At 66.6% G+C, this 20824-nt stretch carries 16 protein-coding genes and 1 riboswitch; of the genes, 8 read left to right on the top strand and 8 right to left on the bottom strand.

Annotated features, from left to right (window positions below; genetic code table 11):
• Positions 1-25: 25 nt before the first annotated feature.
• On the top strand, positions 26-1111 hold the full coding sequence (ribD, locus tag AC5P56_RS08255) for a bifunctional diaminohydroxyphosphoribosylaminopyrimidine deaminase/5-amino-6-(5-phosphoribosylamino)uracil reductase RibD (protein WP_495231536.1): 1086 nt from the start codon (positions 26-28) through the stop codon (positions 1109-1111).
• Between the two features lie 34 nt (positions 1112-1145).
• On the opposite strand, the gene AC5P56_RS08250 is transcribed toward ribD, so the two are convergent.
• The 3 genes from AC5P56_RS08250 to AC5P56_RS08240 all read right to left on the bottom strand — a co-directional run bounded on the left by AC5P56_RS08250 (position 1146) and on the right by AC5P56_RS08240 (position 3327).
• Entirely contained in the window at positions 1146-1574 is a 429-nt protein-coding gene (locus AC5P56_RS08250; protein ID WP_495231535.1) for a hypothetical protein, read from the bottom strand.
• A gap of 95 nt (positions 1575-1669) precedes the next feature.
• Complete coding sequence (locus AC5P56_RS08245; RefSeq protein WP_495231534.1) at positions 1670-2554, bottom strand: hypothetical protein; 885 nt, start codon at positions 2552-2554, stop codon at positions 1670-1672.
• 152 nt (positions 2555-2706) lie between these two features.
• Entirely contained in the window at positions 2707-3327 is a 621-nt protein-coding gene (locus tag AC5P56_RS08240; protein WP_014645920.1) for a hypothetical protein, read from the bottom strand.
• A 624-nt stretch (positions 3328-3951) separates the two neighbouring features.
• Positions 3952-4097, top strand: a riboswitch (FMN riboswitch).
• Between the two features lie 77 nt (positions 4098-4174).
• Between AC5P56_RS08240 and AC5P56_RS08235 the strand changes: the two genes are divergently transcribed.
• From AC5P56_RS08235 to thiL, 5 genes are all read left to right on the top strand, one after another.
• Positions 4175-4801, top strand: a complete 627-nt coding sequence (locus AC5P56_RS08235) for a riboflavin synthase (protein ID WP_014645921.1) — start codon at positions 4175-4177, stop codon at positions 4799-4801.
• Positions 4798-5898 carry a 3,4-dihydroxy-2-butanone-4-phosphate synthase gene (ribB, locus tag AC5P56_RS08230; protein ID WP_111206811.1) on the top strand — a complete coding sequence of 367 codons (1101 nt, stop codon included), beginning with the start codon at positions 4798-4800 and terminating at the stop codon, positions 5896-5898. The genes AC5P56_RS08235 and ribB overlap by 4 nt, the downstream gene beginning before the upstream one ends.
• A gap of 184 nt (positions 5899-6082) precedes the next feature.
• Entirely contained in the window at positions 6083-6550 is a 468-nt protein-coding gene (ribH, locus tag AC5P56_RS08225; RefSeq protein ID WP_005415267.1) for a 6,7-dimethyl-8-ribityllumazine synthase, read from the top strand.
• On the top strand, positions 6547-7026 hold the full coding sequence (gene nusB / locus AC5P56_RS08220) for a transcription antitermination factor NusB (RefSeq protein ID WP_005408062.1): 480 nt from the start codon (positions 6547-6549) through the stop codon (positions 7024-7026). Before ribH ends, nusB begins: the two co-directional genes overlap by 4 nt.
• 125 nt (positions 7027-7151) lie before the next feature.
• Positions 7152-8114: a thiamine-phosphate kinase gene (gene thiL, locus AC5P56_RS08215; protein ID WP_495231533.1), complete on the top strand. Its 963-nt coding sequence runs from the start codon at positions 7152-7154 to the stop codon at positions 8112-8114.
• A gap of 536 nt (positions 8115-8650) precedes the next feature.
• On the opposite strand, the gene AC5P56_RS08210 is transcribed toward thiL, so the two are convergent.
• The 3 genes from AC5P56_RS08210 to AC5P56_RS08200 all read right to left on the bottom strand — a co-directional run bounded on the left by AC5P56_RS08210 (position 8651) and on the right by AC5P56_RS08200 (position 12474).
• Positions 8651-9022, bottom strand: coding sequence for a DUF805 domain-containing protein (locus AC5P56_RS08210; protein WP_164077310.1), 372 nt, complete (start codon positions 9020-9022; stop codon positions 8651-8653).
• A gap of 128 nt (positions 9023-9150) precedes the next feature.
• The gene (locus tag AC5P56_RS08205; protein WP_134808501.1) at positions 9151-9561 is read right to left on the bottom strand and encodes a hypothetical protein; all 411 of its coding nucleotides are present in this window, start codon (positions 9559-9561) and stop codon (positions 9151-9153) included.
• A 456-nt stretch (positions 9562-10017) separates the two neighbouring features.
• Entirely contained in the window at positions 10018-12474 is a 2457-nt protein-coding gene (locus tag AC5P56_RS08200) for an autotransporter family protein (RefSeq protein WP_495231532.1), read from the bottom strand.
• A gap of 324 nt (positions 12475-12798) precedes the next feature.
• Here AC5P56_RS08200 and AC5P56_RS08195 point away from each other — a divergent pair, with 324 nt between their 5' ends.
• Complete coding sequence (locus AC5P56_RS08195; RefSeq protein ID WP_495231531.1) at positions 12799-16050, top strand: autotransporter family protein; 3252 nt, start codon at positions 12799-12801, stop codon at positions 16048-16050.
• A gap of 192 nt (positions 16051-16242) precedes the next feature.
• Complete coding sequence (locus AC5P56_RS08190; RefSeq protein ID WP_495231530.1) at positions 16243-18264, top strand: acyltransferase family protein; 2022 nt, start codon at positions 16243-16245, stop codon at positions 18262-18264.
• A 443-nt stretch (positions 18265-18707) separates the two neighbouring features.
• Here AC5P56_RS08190 and AC5P56_RS08185 read toward each other — a convergent pair whose 3' ends face one another.
• Positions 18708-20093 (bottom strand): FAD-binding oxidoreductase, encoded by a 1386-nt coding sequence (locus AC5P56_RS08185; RefSeq protein WP_288496476.1) that lies wholly within the window; start codon positions 20091-20093, stop codon positions 18708-18710.
• Positions 20090-20734 (bottom strand): metal-dependent hydrolase, encoded by a 645-nt coding sequence (locus AC5P56_RS08180; RefSeq protein WP_049440207.1) that lies wholly within the window; start codon positions 20732-20734, stop codon positions 20090-20092. Before AC5P56_RS08180 ends, AC5P56_RS08185 begins: the two co-directional genes overlap by 4 nt.
• Positions 20735-20824: the final 90 nt, after the last annotated feature.

The following is a 20824-nucleotide window of genomic DNA, read 5'->3' as shown; positions in this document are numbered from 1 at the left end:
ACACCGGCGGCGTTACCATGGCTGCATGACCACTTCGTTCTCCGTCCTCGACCACCTGCACATGGCCAACGCGCTGCGCCTGGCCGAGCGCGCTGCCTATACCACCCGCCCCAACCCGATGGTCGGCTGCGTGATCGCCCATGGCGAACGCGTGGTCGGGCAGGGCTGGCACCAGCGCGCCGGTGGCCCGCATGCGGAAGTGTTCGCCCTGCGCGAGGCCGGCACCGAAGCACGCGGTGCCACCGCCTACGTCACCCTGGAACCCTGCGCCCACTACGGGCGCACGCCACCGTGTGCGCTGGCCTTGATCGAAGCCGGCGTGTCGCGCGTGGTCGCGGCGATGCGTGATCCATTCCCCAAGGTCGATGGCGGTGGGTTCGATCTGCTGCGCAATGCCGGCATCGACGTCGCCGAAGGGCTGATGGCGGCGCAGGCGCGCGAGCTCAACAAGGGCTTCCTGTCGCGCGTGGAGCGCAATCGGCCGTGGTTGCGGGTGAAGCTGGCCGCCAGCCTGGATGGCCGTACCGCGATGGCCGATGGCAGTTCCAAGTGGATCACCGGGCCGGCCGCGCGCGAGGACGTGCAGCACTGGCGCGCGCGCGCCGGTGCGATCCTGACCGGCGGCGACACGGTGCTGGCCGACGACCCGATGCTGACCGTGCGCCTGGCCGATACCGAAGTGATGGCACCACTGCGTGTGGTGCTGGATTCGCGCCTGCGCTCGCTCGAATGCAGCCGCGTGCGCGAGGGCGGGGCACCGACGCTGTACCTGCACGCTGCGGCGGTGAGCGCGCCGGATGCGGCCGATGCTGAATTCGCCAGCGTGCCCAGCGCAGAGGGGCGGTTGGACCTGGGCGCGGTGCTGGCGCTGCTGGCCGAGCGCGGTATCAACGAAGTGCACACCGAAGCCGGCGCGACGCTGTCCGGTGCGCTGCTGCGCGCTGGCTGGGTCGATGAGCTTCTGCTCTATCAGGCGCCCACGCTGCTGGGCGACAACGGCCGCCCGCTGCTGGCTGGCCTCGGCATTGATGCCATGGACCAGCAGCGTCGCCTGCGCGTGGTCGACCAGCGGCAGGTGGGCGAGGACATCCGGCTGCTGCTGCGCCCGTAGGGACTAACGCAGAGCAGGCGCTATGCCCTCGGCCTCAGGCACCTTCGTCGTCTTCTTCGCCAACGGGGCATTGGCCTTTCCATTGCTGCTTCCACAGCACATGCAGGTCGCGGCAGTACGCGCCCAATGCCTCGCCCGGCAGCTGCCTGGCCTTCAATCGCAGCTGGTGGCGGGTGAAACCGTCGTCGTACTGATCCGGCAGTACCAGCACGGCACACTGGTCGTGGTACATCAGGAAGTCGCGGCAGTGATCATCCTCACTCATCCACGCATCCAGGTGCCTGTCGCTCAGCTGCGTTGACTCGAAGGCGACCGAGGGTTGGACGACGATGATCTTCGTGGCTTTGAACCTGGACGCTTCGGCCTGCCAGCACACCATCAGCGCCAGCAACATGAGCGCGGTCGACGTCATACAGTGTTTCATGCGGTTGCCCTGGTGGAAGAGGGCAACAGCATTGACCATGCAGGCCGCGCAGGGCCATGCAAGGGTTCTGAAAATGCAGTTGCCCTTGCCGTCGGCAACGCTGGGCAGCGCGTAGGCTCGGCGTTACATCGCACTTACGCGCATTCGTCGGTCCACATCATCTCGGCGATCGGGCGCAGTGCCTTGCATTCCTGCGTCATGTCTTCGGCTGACTTCACCTTCGCCTTGGCCTTCAGTTCCTCGGTCATGGCATCCACGCCACTGATCTGGTCCGGCGCGATCTTCGCCACGCAGGCGCGGTGCTGCTGCAGCAGCAGGTCACAGCCGGGTGCGCCGGTCACCTTCGGTGCGCTGGCCGCCTGCGCGTCCTGCATCCAGTCCTCGAACGGTGCCAGCGCGCCGGTCACGGTACCCACCAGATCGTCGAAGTTGCCGCTGTACCAGTAGCCGTTGTCCTTGGCCGGGTACAGGGTGAAGGTGCCGCTGACCGGCACGCGCGCACCGCTCTGCAGCGCCTGGGTGTAGGCGTCGGTGAACTGCCTGCGCGCGGCCGGGCTGGCGTCGGCTGCAAGGCTGGCGGCGAACAGCGGGCGCACCTTGCCGAGGTCGGGCACCTGGCAGCTGAAAGTGATGCGCGCCAGCTTCTGGTCTTCCACGTACTCGTTGTCTTCAATCACGCTCTTGCTGGCGCGGCACTTCGAATCACGCAGGGCCTTGGCATACAGCGCTTCGCTGGCGGCCGCGTCGGCCTTTGCGCCGGTGCTGGCAAGCACGACCTGCCACGGTTCGGCCAGCGCCTTGGCCAGCGCACCCGGGTTCGGGGTCACCGCGTCCTGGCCTTCGAACGCCGGCTTCAGTGCATCGTTGAGCGCGCGGGTCGCCACGGCGTCATCTTCCAGCAGCACGCGTGCGTACAGGTCGAAAGCCTGTTCGGGCGTCAGTGTGGCCGGGGCGGCGCCGGCCAGCAGCGGGGCCGCCAGCAGGGCGCTGGCCAGCAGGGTACGCAAGGGAGTCTTCATGACGGTGTTTCCTGTTCCAGAGGCGCGCAAGCGTAGCGCATCTTTGCGCAGGCCCGTTGGTGCCTGTGGCCGCCTGCCGGCGCGCGCGGGCCCAAAAAAAACGGGCCCCTTGCGGGGCCCGTTCGATCGCACGACGAGGAGCGATCGGTAAATCAGAAGCTGGCGCGGACGCCGACCGAGTACTGGGTGACGTCGCGGTAGCCGGCGATCTCGCCCACTACACCCCAGGTCTTGGTGAAGTTGACCTGGCCGCCGACGGTGCCGACCCAGGTGCCCTTGTAGTTGTTGCCGCCATCCATGTAACCGGCCTTGGCCCAGGCTTCGGTCATGCGCGACGGCTTGCCGCGGATACCCATGGTGACGCGGCCCAGGTTGGTGTGGTCCTTGCCGTGGTAACGCACGCCGTCGTAGCGCAGGGTCGATTCGGCGTTCTGGCGCACCCAGGCGGCATCGGCGGTGAAGTCCAGGCGGTCGGTCCACGGCATGTGGTAGCCGATACCCAGCTCCGGCTGGTTCAGTTCCAGCTTCAGCGAGTCTTCGCCGTAGTGGCGGGTCTTGCTGGTGCGCGACCAGCCACCGAACACGTAGACCTGCTCGGCCAGCGCGACCGAGCCGCGCAGGTAGCCACCGTCGACCTTCGGGTCGTCCAGCACGTTGTCGTCAACCTGGACCTGGGTCCAGCCACCTTCCACGTAGGTGTAGCTCAGGGCGTCGGCCGAAGCCGAGAACGGAGCAGCGGCCAGCAGGGCGGCCACGATCAGGATCTTGCGCATGGGAATTCCTGTGAATTTCAGTCCATTGGCGGGCCTGCCCTCGCGGCTGCCCGTGGCGACCTCATGTCGTCCGCTGCGGATTTTAATGAAAGTTTTACAAAATGCGAGAGACGGCCGTCACAAGCTGGTCTGGCTTGGCCGGGGTCAGAGCCCTTTCCTGCGGAAAGGGATCCGACCCCGGTCATCAGAATGCGAGCCGGCCTGCATCGGGGTCGGATCCGTTTTCCGTCGGAAAACGGCTCTGACCCCTCGCGATTTCGAGGGACCCGGGGTCAGAGCCCTTTCCTGCGGAAAGGGATCCGACCCCGGTCATCAGAATGCGAGCGGGCCTGCATCGGGGTCGGATCCGTTTTCCGTCGGAAAACGGCTCTGACCCCTCCGCGATTTCGAGGGACCCGGGGTCAGAGCCCTTTCCTGCGGAAAGGGATCTGACCCCGGTCATCAGAGTGCGAGCGGGCCTGGATCGGGGTCAGATCCGTTTTCCGTCGGAAAACGGCTCTGACCCGTAGCGATTTCGAGAGGGCCGGGATCAGAGCCCCGTCCAGCGGAAAGGGATCCGACCCCGGGCATCCCACCCCGTTCAGCACGGGCTGGTACACTAGCCGCGCCGGTTCGCCGGTACACAAACGTCTTCAGGGCGGGGTGCAATTCCCCACCGGCGGTAGGTGCGCAAGCACGAGCCCGCGAGCGCCCCGGCCCACGGCCGGGGGTCAGCAGATCCGGTCCAATGCCGGAGCCGACGGTCATAGTCCGGATGAAAGAAGACGGTGCCACAGGGCCTTCGCGGCCCTGCGCCCGCCTGTTTGCCTTGCGGCGTTTTTCGCTCACTTTTCGCGGAGAACGTTACTTGTTTACTGGAATCATCGAAGGCGTCGGCCGTCTGGCCGCACGCGAATCCATCGGCGGCGATGTCCGCTTCACCTTCCACGTCGGGAATCTGCCGTTCGACCACGTGCAGATGGGCGAGAGCATCGCCATCAACGGCGTCTGCCTCACCGTCATCGCGTTCGACGCCAGCAGCTTCCAGGCCGATGCCTCCACCGAGACCCTGGGCCTGACCACGCTGGGCCAGTTGGGCGAAGGGGCGGTCATCAACCTGGAGCGCGCCATGCGCCCGACCGACCGCCTGGGCGGCCATCTGGTCAGCGGCCACGTCGACGGCCTCGGCCAGGTGCTGTCCATCCATGACGACGCGCGGGCCCAGCGCTGGCGTTTCGCCGCGCCGGCCTCGCTGCGCCGCTATATCGCCAAGAAGGGCTCGATCTGCGTTGACGGCGTCAGCCTCACCGTCAACGAAGTGGACGACGACGGTTTTGAAGTCGCCCTGATCCCGCACACCGTGGCCAACACCGCCTTCTCCGCCACCGGCGTGGGCAGCGCGGTCAATCTGGAAATCGATCTGGTGGCCCGTTACGTCGAGCGATTGATGGGTGTGCCGAGCAACGGTCAGCACCCACAGGGAGACGCAGCATGAACTTCGCCCCGATTCCGGAAATCCTGGAAGACATCCGCCTGGGCCGCATGGTGGTCATCGTCGATGACGAAGACCGCGAGAACGAAGGCGACCTGATCATGGCCGCCGAGCTGGTCAAGCCGTCGGACATCAACTTCATGGTCACCCACGGCCGCGGCCTGGTGTGCCTGCCGCTGACCCGCAGCCGCGCCGCCGACCTCGGCCTGGCGCCGATGGTGCAGGCCAATACCGCCCAGTTCCAGACCAACTTCACGGTCAGCATCGAGGCCGCCGAGGGCGTCACCACCGGCATTTCGGCGCATGACCGCGCGCATACCATCCGCACCGCGGTAAAGCCCAATGCCAAGCCGTCGGACCTGCACCAGCCGGGCCACATCTTCCCGCTGATCGCCCAGCCGGGCGGCGTGCTGACCCGCGCCGGCCACACCGAAGCCGGCGTCGACCTGGCCATGCTCGCCGGGCTGGAACCGGCCGGCGTGCTGGTGGAGATCCTGAACCCGGATGGCAGCATGGCGCGCCGCCCGGAGCTGGAAGTGTTCGCCCGCGAGCACGGCCTGAAGATGGGCTCCATTGCCGATCTGATCGCCTACCGCCTGGCCACCGAAAAGACCGTCGAGCGCGTGGACGAGCGCGAGATCGACACCGAATTCGGTCCGTTCAAGCTGGTGACCTACCGCGACCGCATCGCCCACGACCTGCACTTCGCGCTGGTTCGTGGCACGCCGGATGCGGACACCCCGACCCTGGTGCGCGTGCAGGTGGAAAACCCGCTGGCCGACCTGCTGCACTGGCGCCGCGACGACTTCGGCGTGGCGGCCACCGATGCCCTGCGCGCGATCGATGCCGAGGGCGCCGGCGTGATGGTGGTGCTGTCGGCCCCGCGCGACGGTGAAGCCCTGCTGGCCCGCCTGCGCCAGCAGCCGGCGCCGGTGGTGCCGGGCAAGGACAAGGATGTGGGCCAGTGGCGCCGCAACGGTGCCGGCGCACAGATCCTGTCTGACCTGGGCCTGGGCAAGCTGCGGGTGCTGGGCACCCCGCGCCGCCAGGTTGGCCTGGCCGGTTACGGCCTGGAAGTGGTGCAGACGGTCACCCTGTAATGGGGGATTGCCGGCCAGCGGCCGGCACTACCGGTGGGTGCCGGCCCCATGCCACCGGTGGGTGCCGACCCCATGCCACCGGTGGGTGCCGACCGTTGGTCGGCACACCCTGCGGGCCCCCGCCAGCCACGGCCGGGGCCCATCCACGCTAGAATTACCCCCTTATCGAGTCCCCAAGCCGCATATGAGCCACTACGAAGGCGATCTTCGCACTCCCGAGTCGGCGCGCTTCGCCATCCTGGCCAGCCGCTGGAACGCCCGCATCACCGACGCGCTGGTCGCAGGCGCGCGCCTGAGCCTGGCCGGCAACGGCATCACCGAAGCCAACATCGACGTGATCCGCGTGCCGGGTGCCTGGGAACTGCCGCTGGTGGCCGCGCGCCTGGCCGCCGCCCATGAACACGCCGCCATCCTCACCCTGGGCTGCGTGATCCGTGGCGACACCCGCCACTACGAACACGTGGCCGACCGCTGCGCCGAAGGCCTGATGCGCGTGCAGCTGGATTTCGGCGTGCCGGTGCTGAACGGCGTGCTGGCGGTGGAACGCGTTGAAGACGCCGAGGCGCGCGCAGGCGGCAGCCACGGCAACAAGGGCGAGGAAGTCGCACTCGCCGCACTGGAAATGGTCAATCTGCTGGAGCAACTGCCATGAACAAGAACACCCAGGGCAAGCCCTCCGGTAAACCCGTCCGCCGCGATGGCGTCGATCCGGTGCTGCGCTCGCGCGCCCGCCGTCGTGCCGTGCAGGCCATCTACGCCTGGCAGATCTCCGGCGGCAACGCACAGTCGCTCATCGCCCAGTTCGCCCACGAGCAGGCCCGTGAAATCGCTGACCTGGCGTACTTCGAGGCGCTGCTGCACGGCGTGCTCGACAACCGTCGTGACATCGATGAAGCGCTCGGCCCGTACCTGGACCGTGGCATCGAGGAAGTGGACGCGATCGAACGCGCGGTGCTGCGCCTGGCCGCCTACGAGCTGCGCTACCGCCTGGACGTGCCATACCGCGTGGTGATCAACGAAGCGATCGAATCGGCCAAGCGCTTCGGTTCCGAACACGGCCACACCTACGTCAACGGCGTGCTGGATCGTGCCGCCGTGGAATGGCGCAAGGTCGAATCGGGTCACTGACCCGATTTCTGTAGAGCCGAGCCATGCTCGGCTCACCGTGCAGCGCACGGTTGCGTTCGGCAATGCGGCGCGTGATCGAACTGCAGCCGAGCATGGCTCGGCTCTACAAAAAAGCAGAACGCCCCATGTCCCTGGCCGAATTCGCCCTCATCGACCGCATCCGCGCCCGCACCCTCGAGCGCGACGACATCCTGCTCGGCATCGGTGACGACGCCGCGCTGCTGCAGCCGCGTGCCAACGAGCAACTGGTGGTCACCGCCGATACGCTCAACAGCGGCGTGCACTTCCCGGTTGAGACGCCTGCCTTCGACATCGGCTGGAAGACCCTGGCGGTCAACCTGTCGGACCTGGCCGCGATGGGCGCGCGCCCGGCGTGGTGCACGCTGGCACTGTCACTGCCGGAAGCGTCTGAAGATTGGATCGAGGCCTTTGCCGATGGCTTCTTCGCCCTGGCCGACCAGCACGACATCGCGCTGATCGGTGGCGACACCACGCGCGGTCCGCTGTCGCTGTCGGTGACCGCGATGGGCCAGGTCGGGCGTGGCCAGGCCCTGCGGCGCGACCGCGCACAGGCAGGCGATGACATCTGGATCAGTGGCACGCTGGGCGATGCCGCCGGCGCGCTGCGCCTGTGGCAACAAGGTGCGTTGAGCATCGCCACCGCCACGCTGCTGGCCCACTACGAAAGCCTGCGCCTGCGCCTGCTGCGGCCGACGCCGCGCGTGACCCTGGGCCTGCGCCTGCGGGCCTTCGCGCACGCGGCGGTGGATGTGTCCGACGGCCTGCTGGCCGACCTCGGTCATATCGCCACGCGTAGCAACGTGGCCGCGCATGTGGATGCCGATTCGCTGCCGATCTCGCACGCGCTGCGTGAGCTGCTCGGCCGCGACACTGCGCGCGACTGCGCACTGCGCGGGGGCGACGACTACGAACTGTGCTTCACCGCCGCCGCCGACCAGCGCGACGCACTGCACTACCTCGCCGAATCGCTGGACGTGCCGCTCACCCGCATCGGTCGGATTGCCGAAGGGCAGGGCGTGCATGTGGATGGCGAAGCCGCCGACGGCGGTTACCAGCACTTCGCGTAGCCGCAGCGGTACTGCACTGCTGGGTGCCAAGCTTCCGGTGTGGGGTCAGATCGATGTTGCTCTGGCAGGTGCCAACCCTGGTTGGCACGAATGTGTCAGCCGCGCGTGGCAACTCCGTGTCGACCAAGGTCGACACCTACCCAGGCGGAGGCACAACGGTGTTGCTCTGGCAGGTGCCAACCCTGGTTGGAACGAATGTGTCAGCCGCCCGTGCCAACAGCGTGTCGACCAAGGTCGACACCTACCAAAGCGGAGGCGCATTGGTGCGCTCTGGTAGGTGCCAACCAGCGTGTCGACCAAGGTCGACACCTACCCAGGCGGGAACACCTCGATGTTGCTCTGGCAGGTGCCAACCCTGGTTGGCACGAATGTGTCAGCCGCGCGTGGCAACAGCGTGTCGACCAAGGTCGACACCTACCCAGGCGGGAACACCTTGGTGTTGCTCTGGTAGGTGCCAACCTTGGTTGGCACGGATGTGTCAGCCGCCCGTGCCAACAGCGGGTCGACCAAGGTCGACACCCACCAACGCGGGCGGGTTACACGTGCGGAACCGCTGTATCGAAGCGGTTGTTGCCCGGCGTGCCGGGTAGCAGCAGGAACACCAGCACCACCAGGCCCACAATCGGCACCAGCATCAGCAGGTACCACCAGCCTGAACGGTCGGTGTCATGCAGGCGGCGCACGGTCACTGCAATCATCGGCACGATGATCGCCAGCCACACCAACGCGCCCACGCCCGTCGATATCAGTGCCAGCGTGCTTGAACCGGTGTAGCCAGCAATGAAGCCCAGCACATTCGACGGTATCAACAGGATCATGATGAACAACTGGAACCACCAGAACTCACCGCGGCTGGCGCGGCCATTGAACTGTGCATAGCGGACAAGCGGAATCATCATCTTGTGCATCCGGGCACTCCCTGAAAAGAAGTGCGCACTATTGGTGCTCCTGTGATGATGAGCCATCGGAATCGTTGGAATTGCACGCAGCGTGCAACTGAACTGAGCGCTACCCCGCACTTCTCCTTGTTGGATGCTTACACTGCCCGCAACTGCACATCCACATACTCGGCCAATCCACGGCAGGCCAGTAGCAGGCCCTCGCGCGCGCCATCGCCTATCTGCTGATCAATATCCCCGTCCACGCGGACGCGTTCAGTGGCGTGCAGCAGTTCCAGCAGGAAACTCAGCCCCGCATTGGCGCGGTCGATGCGCGCCAAGGCCAGCCGCTGACCAGGCGTACGGTTGTGGCCGGGCCACGGCTGGCCGTCGGCGGCATCGCCCTGGCGGATGTACTGCAGGCAGGCCTGCAGGGTGATGGCGCCAGGGCTGTTACCGGTCTGCAGCGCAACGATGGTGTCTTCCAGCGTGCGGGCCAGGTCATCGGGCAGGCGCGTGGCGGCCTCGCCCAGGGTGGCGAACAGGTGCGGGTAAGGGGAAGCGGTCATGGCGGCGTCCTTGTGCAAGCGGCAAGGGGCCACCCTGCTTAACAGCGAGGGTGGCGGACGGTGCGTGGTTCCAATACCGGAGGTCGATGTAGAAGCGCCGGCGGGCACGAGGCCCCCACGCACCGCCCGCCATGTAAGCGCGGACAGAATGCCTGCCGACGCCACCCAACAAGGAAAGAGCGGCGCCGGCAGGCAAGCGTAACCAACACATCAACCTAACGGGATTGGAAGCCCGTGCCACCCGTTGTCGGTGGCGCTACATGATTTGCATGAAGTGCCAGTGCTACCAATGAGAATTGTTGGAAAGTTCGAAAGCGTTGCAATCGCGCGGCGCACGCCACAGCGTGGCAATCGCGACATTCGTGTAGAGCCGAGCCGACGCTCGGCTCATCACAATCTCATCGAGAAGCAGCCGAGCATGGCTCGGCTCTACAGAAAGTAGAACGCGCTTCTACCTCACCACTTGTACGACATGCTCAGGTTCGCCGTCGCTTCGCGGTAACCATGGTCACCGCGCATCACGCCGAAGCCACCCCAGGCACTCAGCCCGGAACGGAAGTCCACGCGCGCACCGGCATTCAACTCGTAGCGGCTGCGCGGCACGCCGGCCTTCAGCGCTTCATCGTCGAACGCCATGCCGTTGCTGGCGCCATCGCGGTACCAGTTGGCCACCACATACGGGCTGACCGACGCGCCGGCGGCACTGCGGCCTTCGCCCTGCAGGCGCAGGCCCACGCGGCCGGACAGACCGCTGTCGCCCAGGCTGCGCACCACCGTGCCGTTGGCTTCCTCGTGGCGATCGGTGTTGGCGTCGGTGTAGACCAGCTGCAGTTCCGGCTGCAAGCTCAGCGCGGTGCTGCCGATCTGGCCGATGCCGAAGCGGTAGCCGGCTTCCAGCGAGCTCTGCCAGATGTCCGAGTCGTAGCGTTCCTCGGCCAGGCCTTCGCCCTGCACGCGGTTGCGGAAGTGGCCGCGCTGCACGCTGGCATCCACATACAGTGCATCGTTGCTCCAATTGCCGTACACGCCCAGCGCGCCGCCGTTGAGCTTGCCGCGTGCGCTGTAGCCGGTCAGCTGTGAACGTGAAGTGGCGTCGGACTTGGCCAGCGTACCCATCACGCCCACGCGGCCCTGGCCGTTGTCGAACACGCCGATGTCCGCACCCAGCTGCACGCGCGAGCGGTCCACGCGCAGGTCCAGCTGGTCTTCCACCGCCGACAGCTTGCTCTGTGTAGCGTCCACGCGGGCCCAGCCACGCACGCCATCAATGGCGGAGGTGTTGCCGCCCTGGCGGTCGCGCCAGCCATGGCGCAGCAGCTGGTCCATCGCGAATTGGTTGGCCAGGTACGCGCCGGCTTCCGGGCGCAGCACCGGCGTGGGGTCGATAGGATCGACCGGATCGACCGGATCGACCGGATCCACCGGATCCACCGGATCCACCGGATCCACCGGGTCCACCGGATCGACCGGCTTACACTCCGGCAGCGTCGGGTCGATCACACACGGATCCGGCGCCCCGGCAAGTTCCGAGCGCAGGTACCAGCCGCCGTTGGTCGCGTCCTTGAACAGGAAGTACTCGTACTGCCCACCCACCGCGCGGCCCTGCAGGTCGAACTGCGCATTGGACGCACCGCCCACACGGATCAGCTCGATGCCCTTGTCGGTCTTGGCGCCTGCGCCGCCGGCATTGAGCACACGCACGTTGGCCTGGCCGTTGGCGTCGCCCTTGATGATCAGCGTGTCGGTGGCCGAACTGTCGTCGCCCAGCTGGGTGTTGAACAGCAGGGTGCCACCGGCCCCGTCGAAGGTATCCACGGTGAGCGTGTTGAACGTACTGCCATTGCCCAGCGCCACCGTACCGGTGCTACCCAGCGCGAGATGACCGACAGTGCTGTCGCCGGACATCAGCCAGGTGCTGTCGCCGTCGATGCTGGCCGAGGTGACGTTGAAGAAGCGGCCGTCGATCTGTGCCTTGTTGCGCAGTTCCACGTTGATCATGCCGTTGGGGACCGTTGTCGTGTCCAGCACCACATCGCCAGCGATGCGCGAGTCATCGACAGTGAAATCGACTGTGGTGCGGCCAGCTGCGACAGCGGTCCGCCCTTTCAGTTGGATGAGAATTCCATCCCCTCCATGCAGTTGGCTGCCGTTGGCAACGGCGACATCGATGTGAGCATCACTGGCACGGCCATGGACCCAGATGGCTGCCGCGCTCTTGGCCGACAGGGTTGAACGGTCCAAATGCACCTCGAAGTTCTGTCCGTTTGCGACTGGCGAGATGACAACACCATGATTCTCGGCATCGATACGGGAGCGGTTGTGCAGCACGAGACTGCCATGGGTCATGAGTGCCCCCACGCCGTCCGAGAGAGGATTGCCACTGCTCGTGGGCAGGGCATCAACCCTGACGGTACTTGCGTCGAGCAGGATGCGCCCACTGCCAACGCTCATCCCGGAAAAACCCAGGCCTACGGACTGCCTGTCACCAGGTTGCTGGCCTGCACCGGGCGAGACCACAACGTGAGAGCCGGAAAGCGTAACCTGCGCTTGATCGTGTACTCGCAGGTTCCCCACAAAAGTACTGTCACGCGCGTCCAGCAGCGAATTTCCATCCAGCTTTACGGCATGTTCGGCGTAGTCGCCCGATGGCTTGCGCGAGACCGTCGAAGCAACCAGCGTTACGCGTGAGTCATCGGCCAGAATGGTCTGGGTCGCTCCTCCGTTCACGGTCAGCAGCGAGCCGTTCTTCAACGTCCACGCTTCGACCGGATCCCCAGCACCGACCTCCGCAGTCTGGCCATCGAGATCACCGGCCAGGGCGACGCCGGAGGGAAGGGATGCCAGTGCCAGCAGCAGGCTGCGGAACAACAGGCGCGGCGTCGGAGGATGGGAGGCGGTGGCGGTGCGCTTCATGGGGGAATCCTTGTGTCGGAGAAGGGGAAGAGACGCGACACGACGCAACCGCATTCAGACGACGTGCCGTATATCCTTCATCTCTGTGACGATGGCGTGAAGGGCGGGCAATTGCGAAGTCAAGTGTCTCTACCGGACTGGCGCCAGTCTCTGTGCGCAGCCCGGCCGAACCCATGCAAAAAGTTGTAAAGCACACTGAACACCGGTAGCGCCTTCAGCTTTCAGCCAGCACTGCGACAGCCTGTCGCAGGTGAGTTGCAAGTGATTCGATGGAGGCAGTGAACGGAGATGACGAGCATGGCGCCTCCTTTCAGGAGCAACCCCATGCACACACCCACCCCACGCCACCATGCGCTGGCCGCCGCCCTCGCCATTGCACTGCTTGCAAGCATTCCCGCCTCGGCCCAGCAGATCGTGGCCGACGGCGACGACCAGATGCCCGCCGAAGGCGATTACCACACCACTGAGCCGGTGCTGCCGGGCGACCCGTCGGGGCATGCCTTCTACGCAGTCAACGGCGGCCGCATTCTTCCGACAGGGCCGGTCAACCTCTCCACCGAAGGACGCGGAGCGCACGCTGCGCACGCCGAAGGTACCGGCAGCCTGATCTCGTTGCAGGGCGCATCGGTGAGCACCACCGGCATCTCCGCAGCAGGCGCGTCAGTTGCTACGGGCGCCCGGCTGGAGGCCGCCGATGTAGTGATCGAGACACGCGGCAACAGCGCCCACGGGGTACAGGTGCAGGGGGCGGATGCCGTGCTGAGAAACGTGCAGGTCCGCAGCACTGGCGGCGATGCGCTGCGGTTGATGGGGGGCACGCTGCAGGTTCAGGGCGCTCAGTTGCAGGTGAACCGCTACGGTACTTACGGTCTGTATGCGAATGCGGGCACAGCAACGCTGGATGGGGTCCACATCGACATGGCGGGTGACGCGGGCAATGGTGTCCTGGCGACCGGCACGGCCGAGGTCGTCCTGCAGGACGCGAGCATTGGACGCGTGGGTCATTCGGGTGTGGCCGCAACGGCGCATCGCGGCGCGCGCCTGGTGATGAAGGGTGTGGACATCGACATGCGCGGTGACGCCGCCGTCGGTCTGGCGATGGGAGGCAGCGTAAACGTTTCCGACAGCCGCATCAGCGTGCAGGGCGCCCATGGTCGTGCCGTCGATCAGTCAGGTGGTGCGCTGGACGTGCAGAGCAGCGAGCTGTCCGGCAATACGGGACTGAGGCTGATGGACAATGGCAGCGTGAACCTGCGTGACAGCAGTGTCCGCAGCGAGCTGGTCGCATTGGATATCAATGGCCGAGGCAACGTCGTGACAGTGGAGCGCAGCTCGCTTGCAACGTCTGCAGGTACCGCCATCTGGATGCCGAACGATTCCACGCTGGTGCTGAGTGAGTCTTCAGTGGTGGCCCAGGGAGACGGTGGGCTCGGCCTTGATGCACGAGGCGGCAGCGCGCAGCTTTTCAGTACCAACCTGTGTACAGGGGGGCACTCTGCCCATGGTCTGTATGCGCAGGGCGGCACGGGGCGGCAGCCCGGGATCGAGGCGGTCGATACCCAGGTGCTGACCGAAGGTGATGGGTCTGCTGCGGCGATTGCGCGCACCGGCGGGACCGTCACGCTGGTCGACAGCCGCTTGCAGACCGTCGGCCGATCCTCGCACGGTGTCATTGCCGGTGGTGCTGGGCAGATCGCTTTGAACAACACCCATGTACGCACCGAAGGCGAGGGCGCGTGGGCGGCGGTGATCAATGACAACGGTCGGATGCGTATCGACGGCGGCTCGCTGGTGAGCGTCCAGCATGGTGGTGTGTGGGTGCGCAGCAGCCGCGACCCGGGCCTGACATTGTCCAACGGTGCGGTGGTATCGGGCGGCAATGGCATCGCGCTGGCGTTGGATGCGGCGGTGTCCGGGCGTTTCGACGTGCTGCTGGAGGGGCGCTCGCAGATGGTGGGTGACATCGTCATTACTCCGGAAGACGAGGACGCTGGACTGCCGCCACAGTCGGACGTGCATGTGCGGCTGGCGGATGGATCGCTATGGCAGGGTTCGTCGGATCTGGTGCAGACGATGGCGATCGAGAGTGGCAGCCAATGGACACTGACCGGTGATGCCACGGTGGGCGAACTGCAGGTGCTCAACAGTGGCGTGGCATTGTCCGACGGCAGTGGTCGCTTCAATACCCTCACCGTGGACGGCGACCTGCATAGCGCAGGGGCGACGTTCCTGTTCCAGGGCGCGCTGGCCGGCGATGACAGTGCGATGGATCGGCTGCACGTGCGCGGCGATACCAACGGTGATGCGCTGATCGCGGTGAAGAACATCGGTGGCGTGGGTGCGCCGACGGTGGATGGCATCCCGTTGATCGAGGTCGACGGTGCATCACTGGCAAGCTACGCACTGAGCGGGCGCGCGGTGGGCGGATCGTACGAATACTTCCTGTTCCAGGGCGGCCTGGCCGATCCTTCCGATGGCAACTGGTACCTGCGTTCGCAGTGGTTCGATATCTGCCAGGACAACCCGGCCGCACCGGGGTGCGTGGTCGATCCGGGCCCGGATCCGGATCCAACCGATCCGACTGATCCGACTGATCCGACTGATCCGACTGATCCGACTGATCCGACTGATCCGGGCGATCCGGGCCTGCCGCCACCGGTGCTGCGCCCGGAAGCGGGGGCTTACCTGGCCAACCAGTCGGCGGCGATCAACCTGTTCGCGCACCGCATGCACGAGCGTAATGGCGCGCGTTCGATGGACGGCGAGCGCCAGGCCTGGGCACGCGTAGGCCGCAACCAGGCTGATTTCAGTGCGGTCGGTGGCCAGTTGTCGGTGGACGGCACTGCCTCAGTGCTGCAGATCGGCACTGACCTGCTGCAGCGTGGCAACGCGGTTGCCGGTGTGATGCTGGGCAGCGGCCGCGCCGACAGCAGCGTAGTGTCCGATCTGACCGGTTACAGCGCCAAGGGCCGGGTGCGTGGCAGCGCCGTGGGTGTGTACGGCACCTGGATGCAGGATGCAGACAGTACGCGGGGCGCATATGTGGATGCGGCCCTGCAGTACGGCCGCTTCGACAACCGGGTGCAGGGCATCGGCCTGGCGCCGGAGCACTACGACTCGCGCATGGCCAGTGCGTCGCTGGAGGCCGGCTACACCTTCAATGTATGGCAGGGCGACGCCAGCGCGCTGTACGTGCAGCCGCAGCTGCAGCTGAGCCATGTCGATTTCCGGGCCGATCGCCACCTGGAGAGCAACGGCACGGTGATTGACCACGCCGACGCCGGTGGCCTGAGCGGGCGCCTGGGCGTGCGCGTGTTCGGCCATGGCACGGCCGCCGGCAACACCGTGCAGCCGTACCTGGGCGTGAACTGGCTGCGTGGCAGCGGCACCAGTACGTTGCAGTTCAACGGCGACACGCTGGGTGCGGACGTGCCGCGCAACCGCTATGAAGTGCAGGCCGGTGCCGAGCTGAGGCTGGGCCAGCGTTGGGGTGCGTGGGGTGGCGTGAGCGTGCAGCGCGGCGATCATGGCTACCGCAACGTAGGTGGCCAGCTGGGTCTGCGCATGGCCTGGTAAGCGCATGAAGCGGGGTCGGATCCCATTGCCAAGGCAATGGGCTCTGACCCCCAGTTGCTGCTGTAGAGCCAAGCCTATGCTCGGCTCACTGCGATCTGGACGAAGGTCAGCCGAGCAGGGCTCGGCTCTACAATCGCGCCGATCCGGGACTGGACCTGAACGTTGTCCACGTCTGTCGCGATTGTCCATTGAATGACTGCGCAAACGGTGGCGATGCTGCCGCCCTTTCTTCTGCCGGTTGCCCGCGTGTCCTCTCCCGAACGTTCCCACAACGCCGCCATCGATGGCCTGCGTGCACTGGCGGTGCTGGCCGTCGTCCTTTTCCACACCAACGCGACGTGGCTGCCCGGCGGCTTCACCGGTGTGGACCTGTTCTTCGTGGTGTCCGGCTTCGTGATCAGCCAGTCGCTGGCCTCGCGCGCCCAAGCATCGCTGGGTGCGATGCTGCTCGATTTCTACCGGCGTCGCGTGCTGCGCCTGTTGCCGGCGCTGCTGGTGATGCTGATGGCGACCTTCGTGCTGTCGGCGTTGTTCATTCCCCGCGCGTGGCGCAATGAGCAGTTCGACCAGACCGGCTGGGCCGCGTTGGTCGGCTTGAGCAACATCGTGCTGGCCGGCCAGCAGGACGATTACTTCTCGCCCGGCGCTGAACTCAATCCGTTCCTGCATACCTGGACGCTGGGTGTGGAAGAGCAGTTCTACCTGGTCTTCCCGCTGTTGTTCTTCGTGTGGTTGCGCGGGCGCGAGCGCTGGCCGGGGTCGCGTTGGCTGTTGCCGGTGCTCACCGTGCTGTCGCTGGCGTGGGCGGGCTGGCAGGCGCAATCGGCGCCGGCGTCGGCGTTCTATCTGCTGCCGGCGCGGTTCTGGGAGCTGGCCGCGGGTGCGCTGCTCTACCAGTGGATGCATAAACGTACGCCACGCCAGGGCAGCGACGCGGCTGCCGTGGCGGGCCTGGCGCTGCTGGCCGCGGGTGTGCTGATCGTCCCGCAGTTGGCGATGCCGATGCCGGGCGTGCTGGCGACCGTGGCCGGTACCCTGCTGCTGTTGGCGGGCGTGTCGACAGCGGGGTCATCGCGCATCGCCCGTGCGCTGGGCTGCGCACCGCTGGCCTATCTGGGCCGGCTGTCCTATTCGCTGTACCTGTGGCATTGGCCGCTGCTGGTGCTGCTGCGCTGGACGTATGGCCTGCATGGCGTCGCGTTGTGGCTGTATCCGGTGCTGCTGCTGGCGGTGTCTGCCGCGTCCTACCACTTCATCGAGCGCCCGCTGCGCAGTGCGGCGCCGCTGCTGCGGCTGGCACCGGCCAAGGTGCTGGCGATGGCGTTTCCGCTGGTGGCGCTGTGCGGTGCCGGCGCCTGGGCCACGGTCGAGTACCACGAGCAGGTCTCGCTCAGCGTCACCCGCAACGGCTACGCATGGCAGGCGCGTCGCTACCCGGCGTGGCGCCCGCTGGAACCGGTGAGTGCGCCGGCGCTTGAAGGGCGGCGCCTGTTCGTGGCCGGCGACTCGCATGCGGCGGCGTATCGCACCATGACCAGCATGGTCGCGCGGCAGACCGGCATGGAGGTGCGCCAGCAGGATCGCGGCGGCTGCAGCTTCGTCAACCTGCTGCGGGCCAGCCCGGCCGACTGCCAGGACTTCATTGAAGACACGCTGTCGACCATCGAACGCGAGGCGCGCCCGGGTGACATCGTGCTGCTGGCGGCCTTGCGCATGCCGGAACTGCGTGGGTTCGACTGGCAGCGGCAGGATGCACAGCAGATCTATCGACAGCTGCTGGCCGAGCGCACGCCCGCGCATGCACAGGCTGCACGCGACGAAGCCGAACGCGTGCTGGGGCGTTTGCAGAAGCTGGGCGTACAGGTGGTGATCGACGCACCGCTGCCGCTGTTCAAGGCCGGTGCGTACCGCTGTTCAGACTGGTTCAACCGCCGCAATCCGGCGTGTGCCGGCGGTCTGAGCATGCCGCGTGCGGATCTGGAAATGCTGCGGGCGCCGCAGATGGCGTTGCTGGCCGAGCTGGCAGCGCACCATCCATCGCTCACCCTGTGGGATCCGCTGCCGCTGCTGTGTGGGCCGCAGGCCTGTTCGGCGGTGGAAGACGGCGAACCATTGTTCTTCGACAATGATCACCTGAGCGGGCATGGCAACCGCGTGCTGCTGCCCAGTTTCCGGCAGACCCTGATCGATATCGCAGCCGACAAGACGGTGTAGAGCCGAGCCCACGCTCGGCTTGCGCGCACAGCGCGGGCGTCATCGCGATCTGGTCGAAGAGCAGCCGAGCATGGCTCGGCTCTACAGGAGCGCGAAGGTTAACGACACGTCGTTGTAGAGCCGAGCCCACGCTCGGCTTGCGCGATCTGGTCGAAGAGCAGCCGAGCATGGCTCGGCTCTACAGGAGCGCGAAGGTGAACGACACGTCGTTGTAGAGCCGAGCCCACGCTCGGCTTGCGCGCACAGCGCGGGCGTCATCGCGATCTGGTCGAAGAGCAGCCGAGCATGGCTCGGCTCTACAGGAGCGCGAAGGTGAACGACACGTTGTTGTAGAGCCGAGCCCACGCTCGGCTTGCGCGCATGGCGCGGGCGACATCGCGATCTGGTCGAAGAGGAGCCGAGCATGGCTCGGCTCTACAGGAGCGCGCAGGAGTGCGCGCAGTCTATGCCGGCGGCAGCACCTTACCGGGGTTGAGGATGCCGTCCGGGTCCAGCGCGGCCTTGATCGCGCGCATCGTTGCCAGCGTTTCCGGGGTGAAGGCCTGCGCCATGAAATCGCGCTTGGCCAGGCCGATGCCGTGTTCGCCCGACAACGTGCCGCCCAATGCCAGCGTCAGCTCGAAGATCCTTGGCAGCGCGGCATGCGCGCGCGTGTTCTCGTCGGCATCGTCCGGGTGGTAGAGGATGTTGACGTGCAGGTTGCCGTTGCCGGCATGGCCGAAGGTGACGATGGTCAGCGTGTAGTCACGTGCCAGCGCCTGCACGCCGGCCACCAGCTCCGGAATGCGCGACACCGGGACCACTACATCTTCATTGATCTTGCCCGGCGCCACACTGCGCAGCGCAGGCGACAGCGCCTTGCGCGCCGCCCACAGCTGGTCGCGTGCGCGGCCTTCCATCGCTACGTCCAGTTCGATCATGCCGCCGCCTTCGGCGGCGCTGGCCAGGGCCTGCAGTAGATAGGGCAGGGTGTCGTGGTCACCATCGGCCTCGACCAGCAGCATCGCACCGGCCTCCGGCACGTCAGCACCATTGAGCCGCAGCAGCTCCAGGCTGCGCGCGTCCATGAATTCCAGGCGGGTGGGTACCACCGGCTGCGACATCAACCGCGATACGGCGGCCGCAGCAGCATCGGCATCGCGGTACAGCACGCGCAGCCCGGCCTGGCTGACCGGCAACGGGGTCAGCTTCAGCGTGGCTTCCACGATCAGTGCCAGCGTGCCTTCGCTGCCCACCAGCAGATGGGTGAGGTCGTAGCCGGTGGCGTCCTTGGTGTAGGCACCGCCGCAACGGATCACCTCGCCGGTGCCGGTCACCGCCACCAGGCCCAGCACGTTGTCGCGGCTGGTGCCGTACTTCACCGCGCGCGGGCCGCCGGCATTGCAAGCGAGGTTGCCGCCGATGCTGCAGATCTCGGCGCTGGAAGGATCCGGCGCCCAGAACAGGCCATGCGGGGCCAGTGCCTGCTGCAGGGTGCCATTGAGCACGCCGGGCTGCACGACCGCGCAGCGATCACCGGCGCGGATCTCGACGATGCGGTCCATGCGGGTGAACGACAGCACGATGCTGCCCGGCTGCGGGACGGCTGCACCGGTAGTGCCGGTGCCGGCGCCGCGCGCGACCAGCGCCACGCCATGCGCGCGACAGGCACGTACCAGTGCCTGAACCTGTTCGACGTCGGCGGGCAGCGCCACGGCTGCCGGACGCTGGCGGCGCCATGAATTGTCCTGTGCGTTGGCCTCCAGCGCGCTGTCATCCATGCGCCAGCCCTCCGCGCCCAGCAGGGTGGACAGTTCGGCGACCAGGGCAGCAGGCAGGGCAGGACTCATGACGGATCTCGAGAGGCAGCAGGAGCGGGTTGGATCAGTTTCCAGGCGACAACGGCGCCGGCCAGTGGCAGCCACACCCAGCGCAGTTCGGAGAGCAGGGTAGCCACGCCGCGTGCGCTGAAGAACTGTGGGGCGAAGGGTGAAACGCGGATCGGTCGCCACGGTGCGAAGAAGCGGTGTTCGCTCCACGGCCAGGCCAGTGCGACGCCGAGGCCGCCGGAGGTCATCGCATCCAGCAGTGGATGGCTGGCGGCGCAGACGAAGACGAATACAGCGGCTTGTACGGTCGATGCCACCGTTGGCCCTGCCTTGGTAGGTGCCAACCTTGGTTGGCACGAAACCGCCGACCAAGGTCGGCGACTACCGGAGCTGTGCTGCGCCGACCAAGGTCGGCGACTACCAAAGAACGCCAACGCCGCCGCCAATGCCGCCAGCACGCCGGCAAACAGCAGCGAATGGCTGGCACCGCGATGGCCGAAGGCATCCGCATAGGGAATGTGCAGCGCAAAGGCCAGTACATCGGCATCGGGCAGCATCGCGGCGATCACGCCTGCAACCAGCAGGCGCGGCGGGATGCGGCCACGATCAGCGGCGCACCACAGCGCCAGCGGCACGGCGGCATGGGTGATGATCGAAGGCATCAGTCACGCACCATGGTAGTGCCGGCCAGGCTGCGCTCTGGCGGGGGCCAACCTTGGTTGGCACAGACGCGCCGACCAAGGTCGGCTTCT

Source organism: Stenotrophomonas sp. YJH_SMC_131 (assembly GCF_059367975.1).
This window is presented reverse-complemented; position numbering and strand designations above follow the sequence as displayed.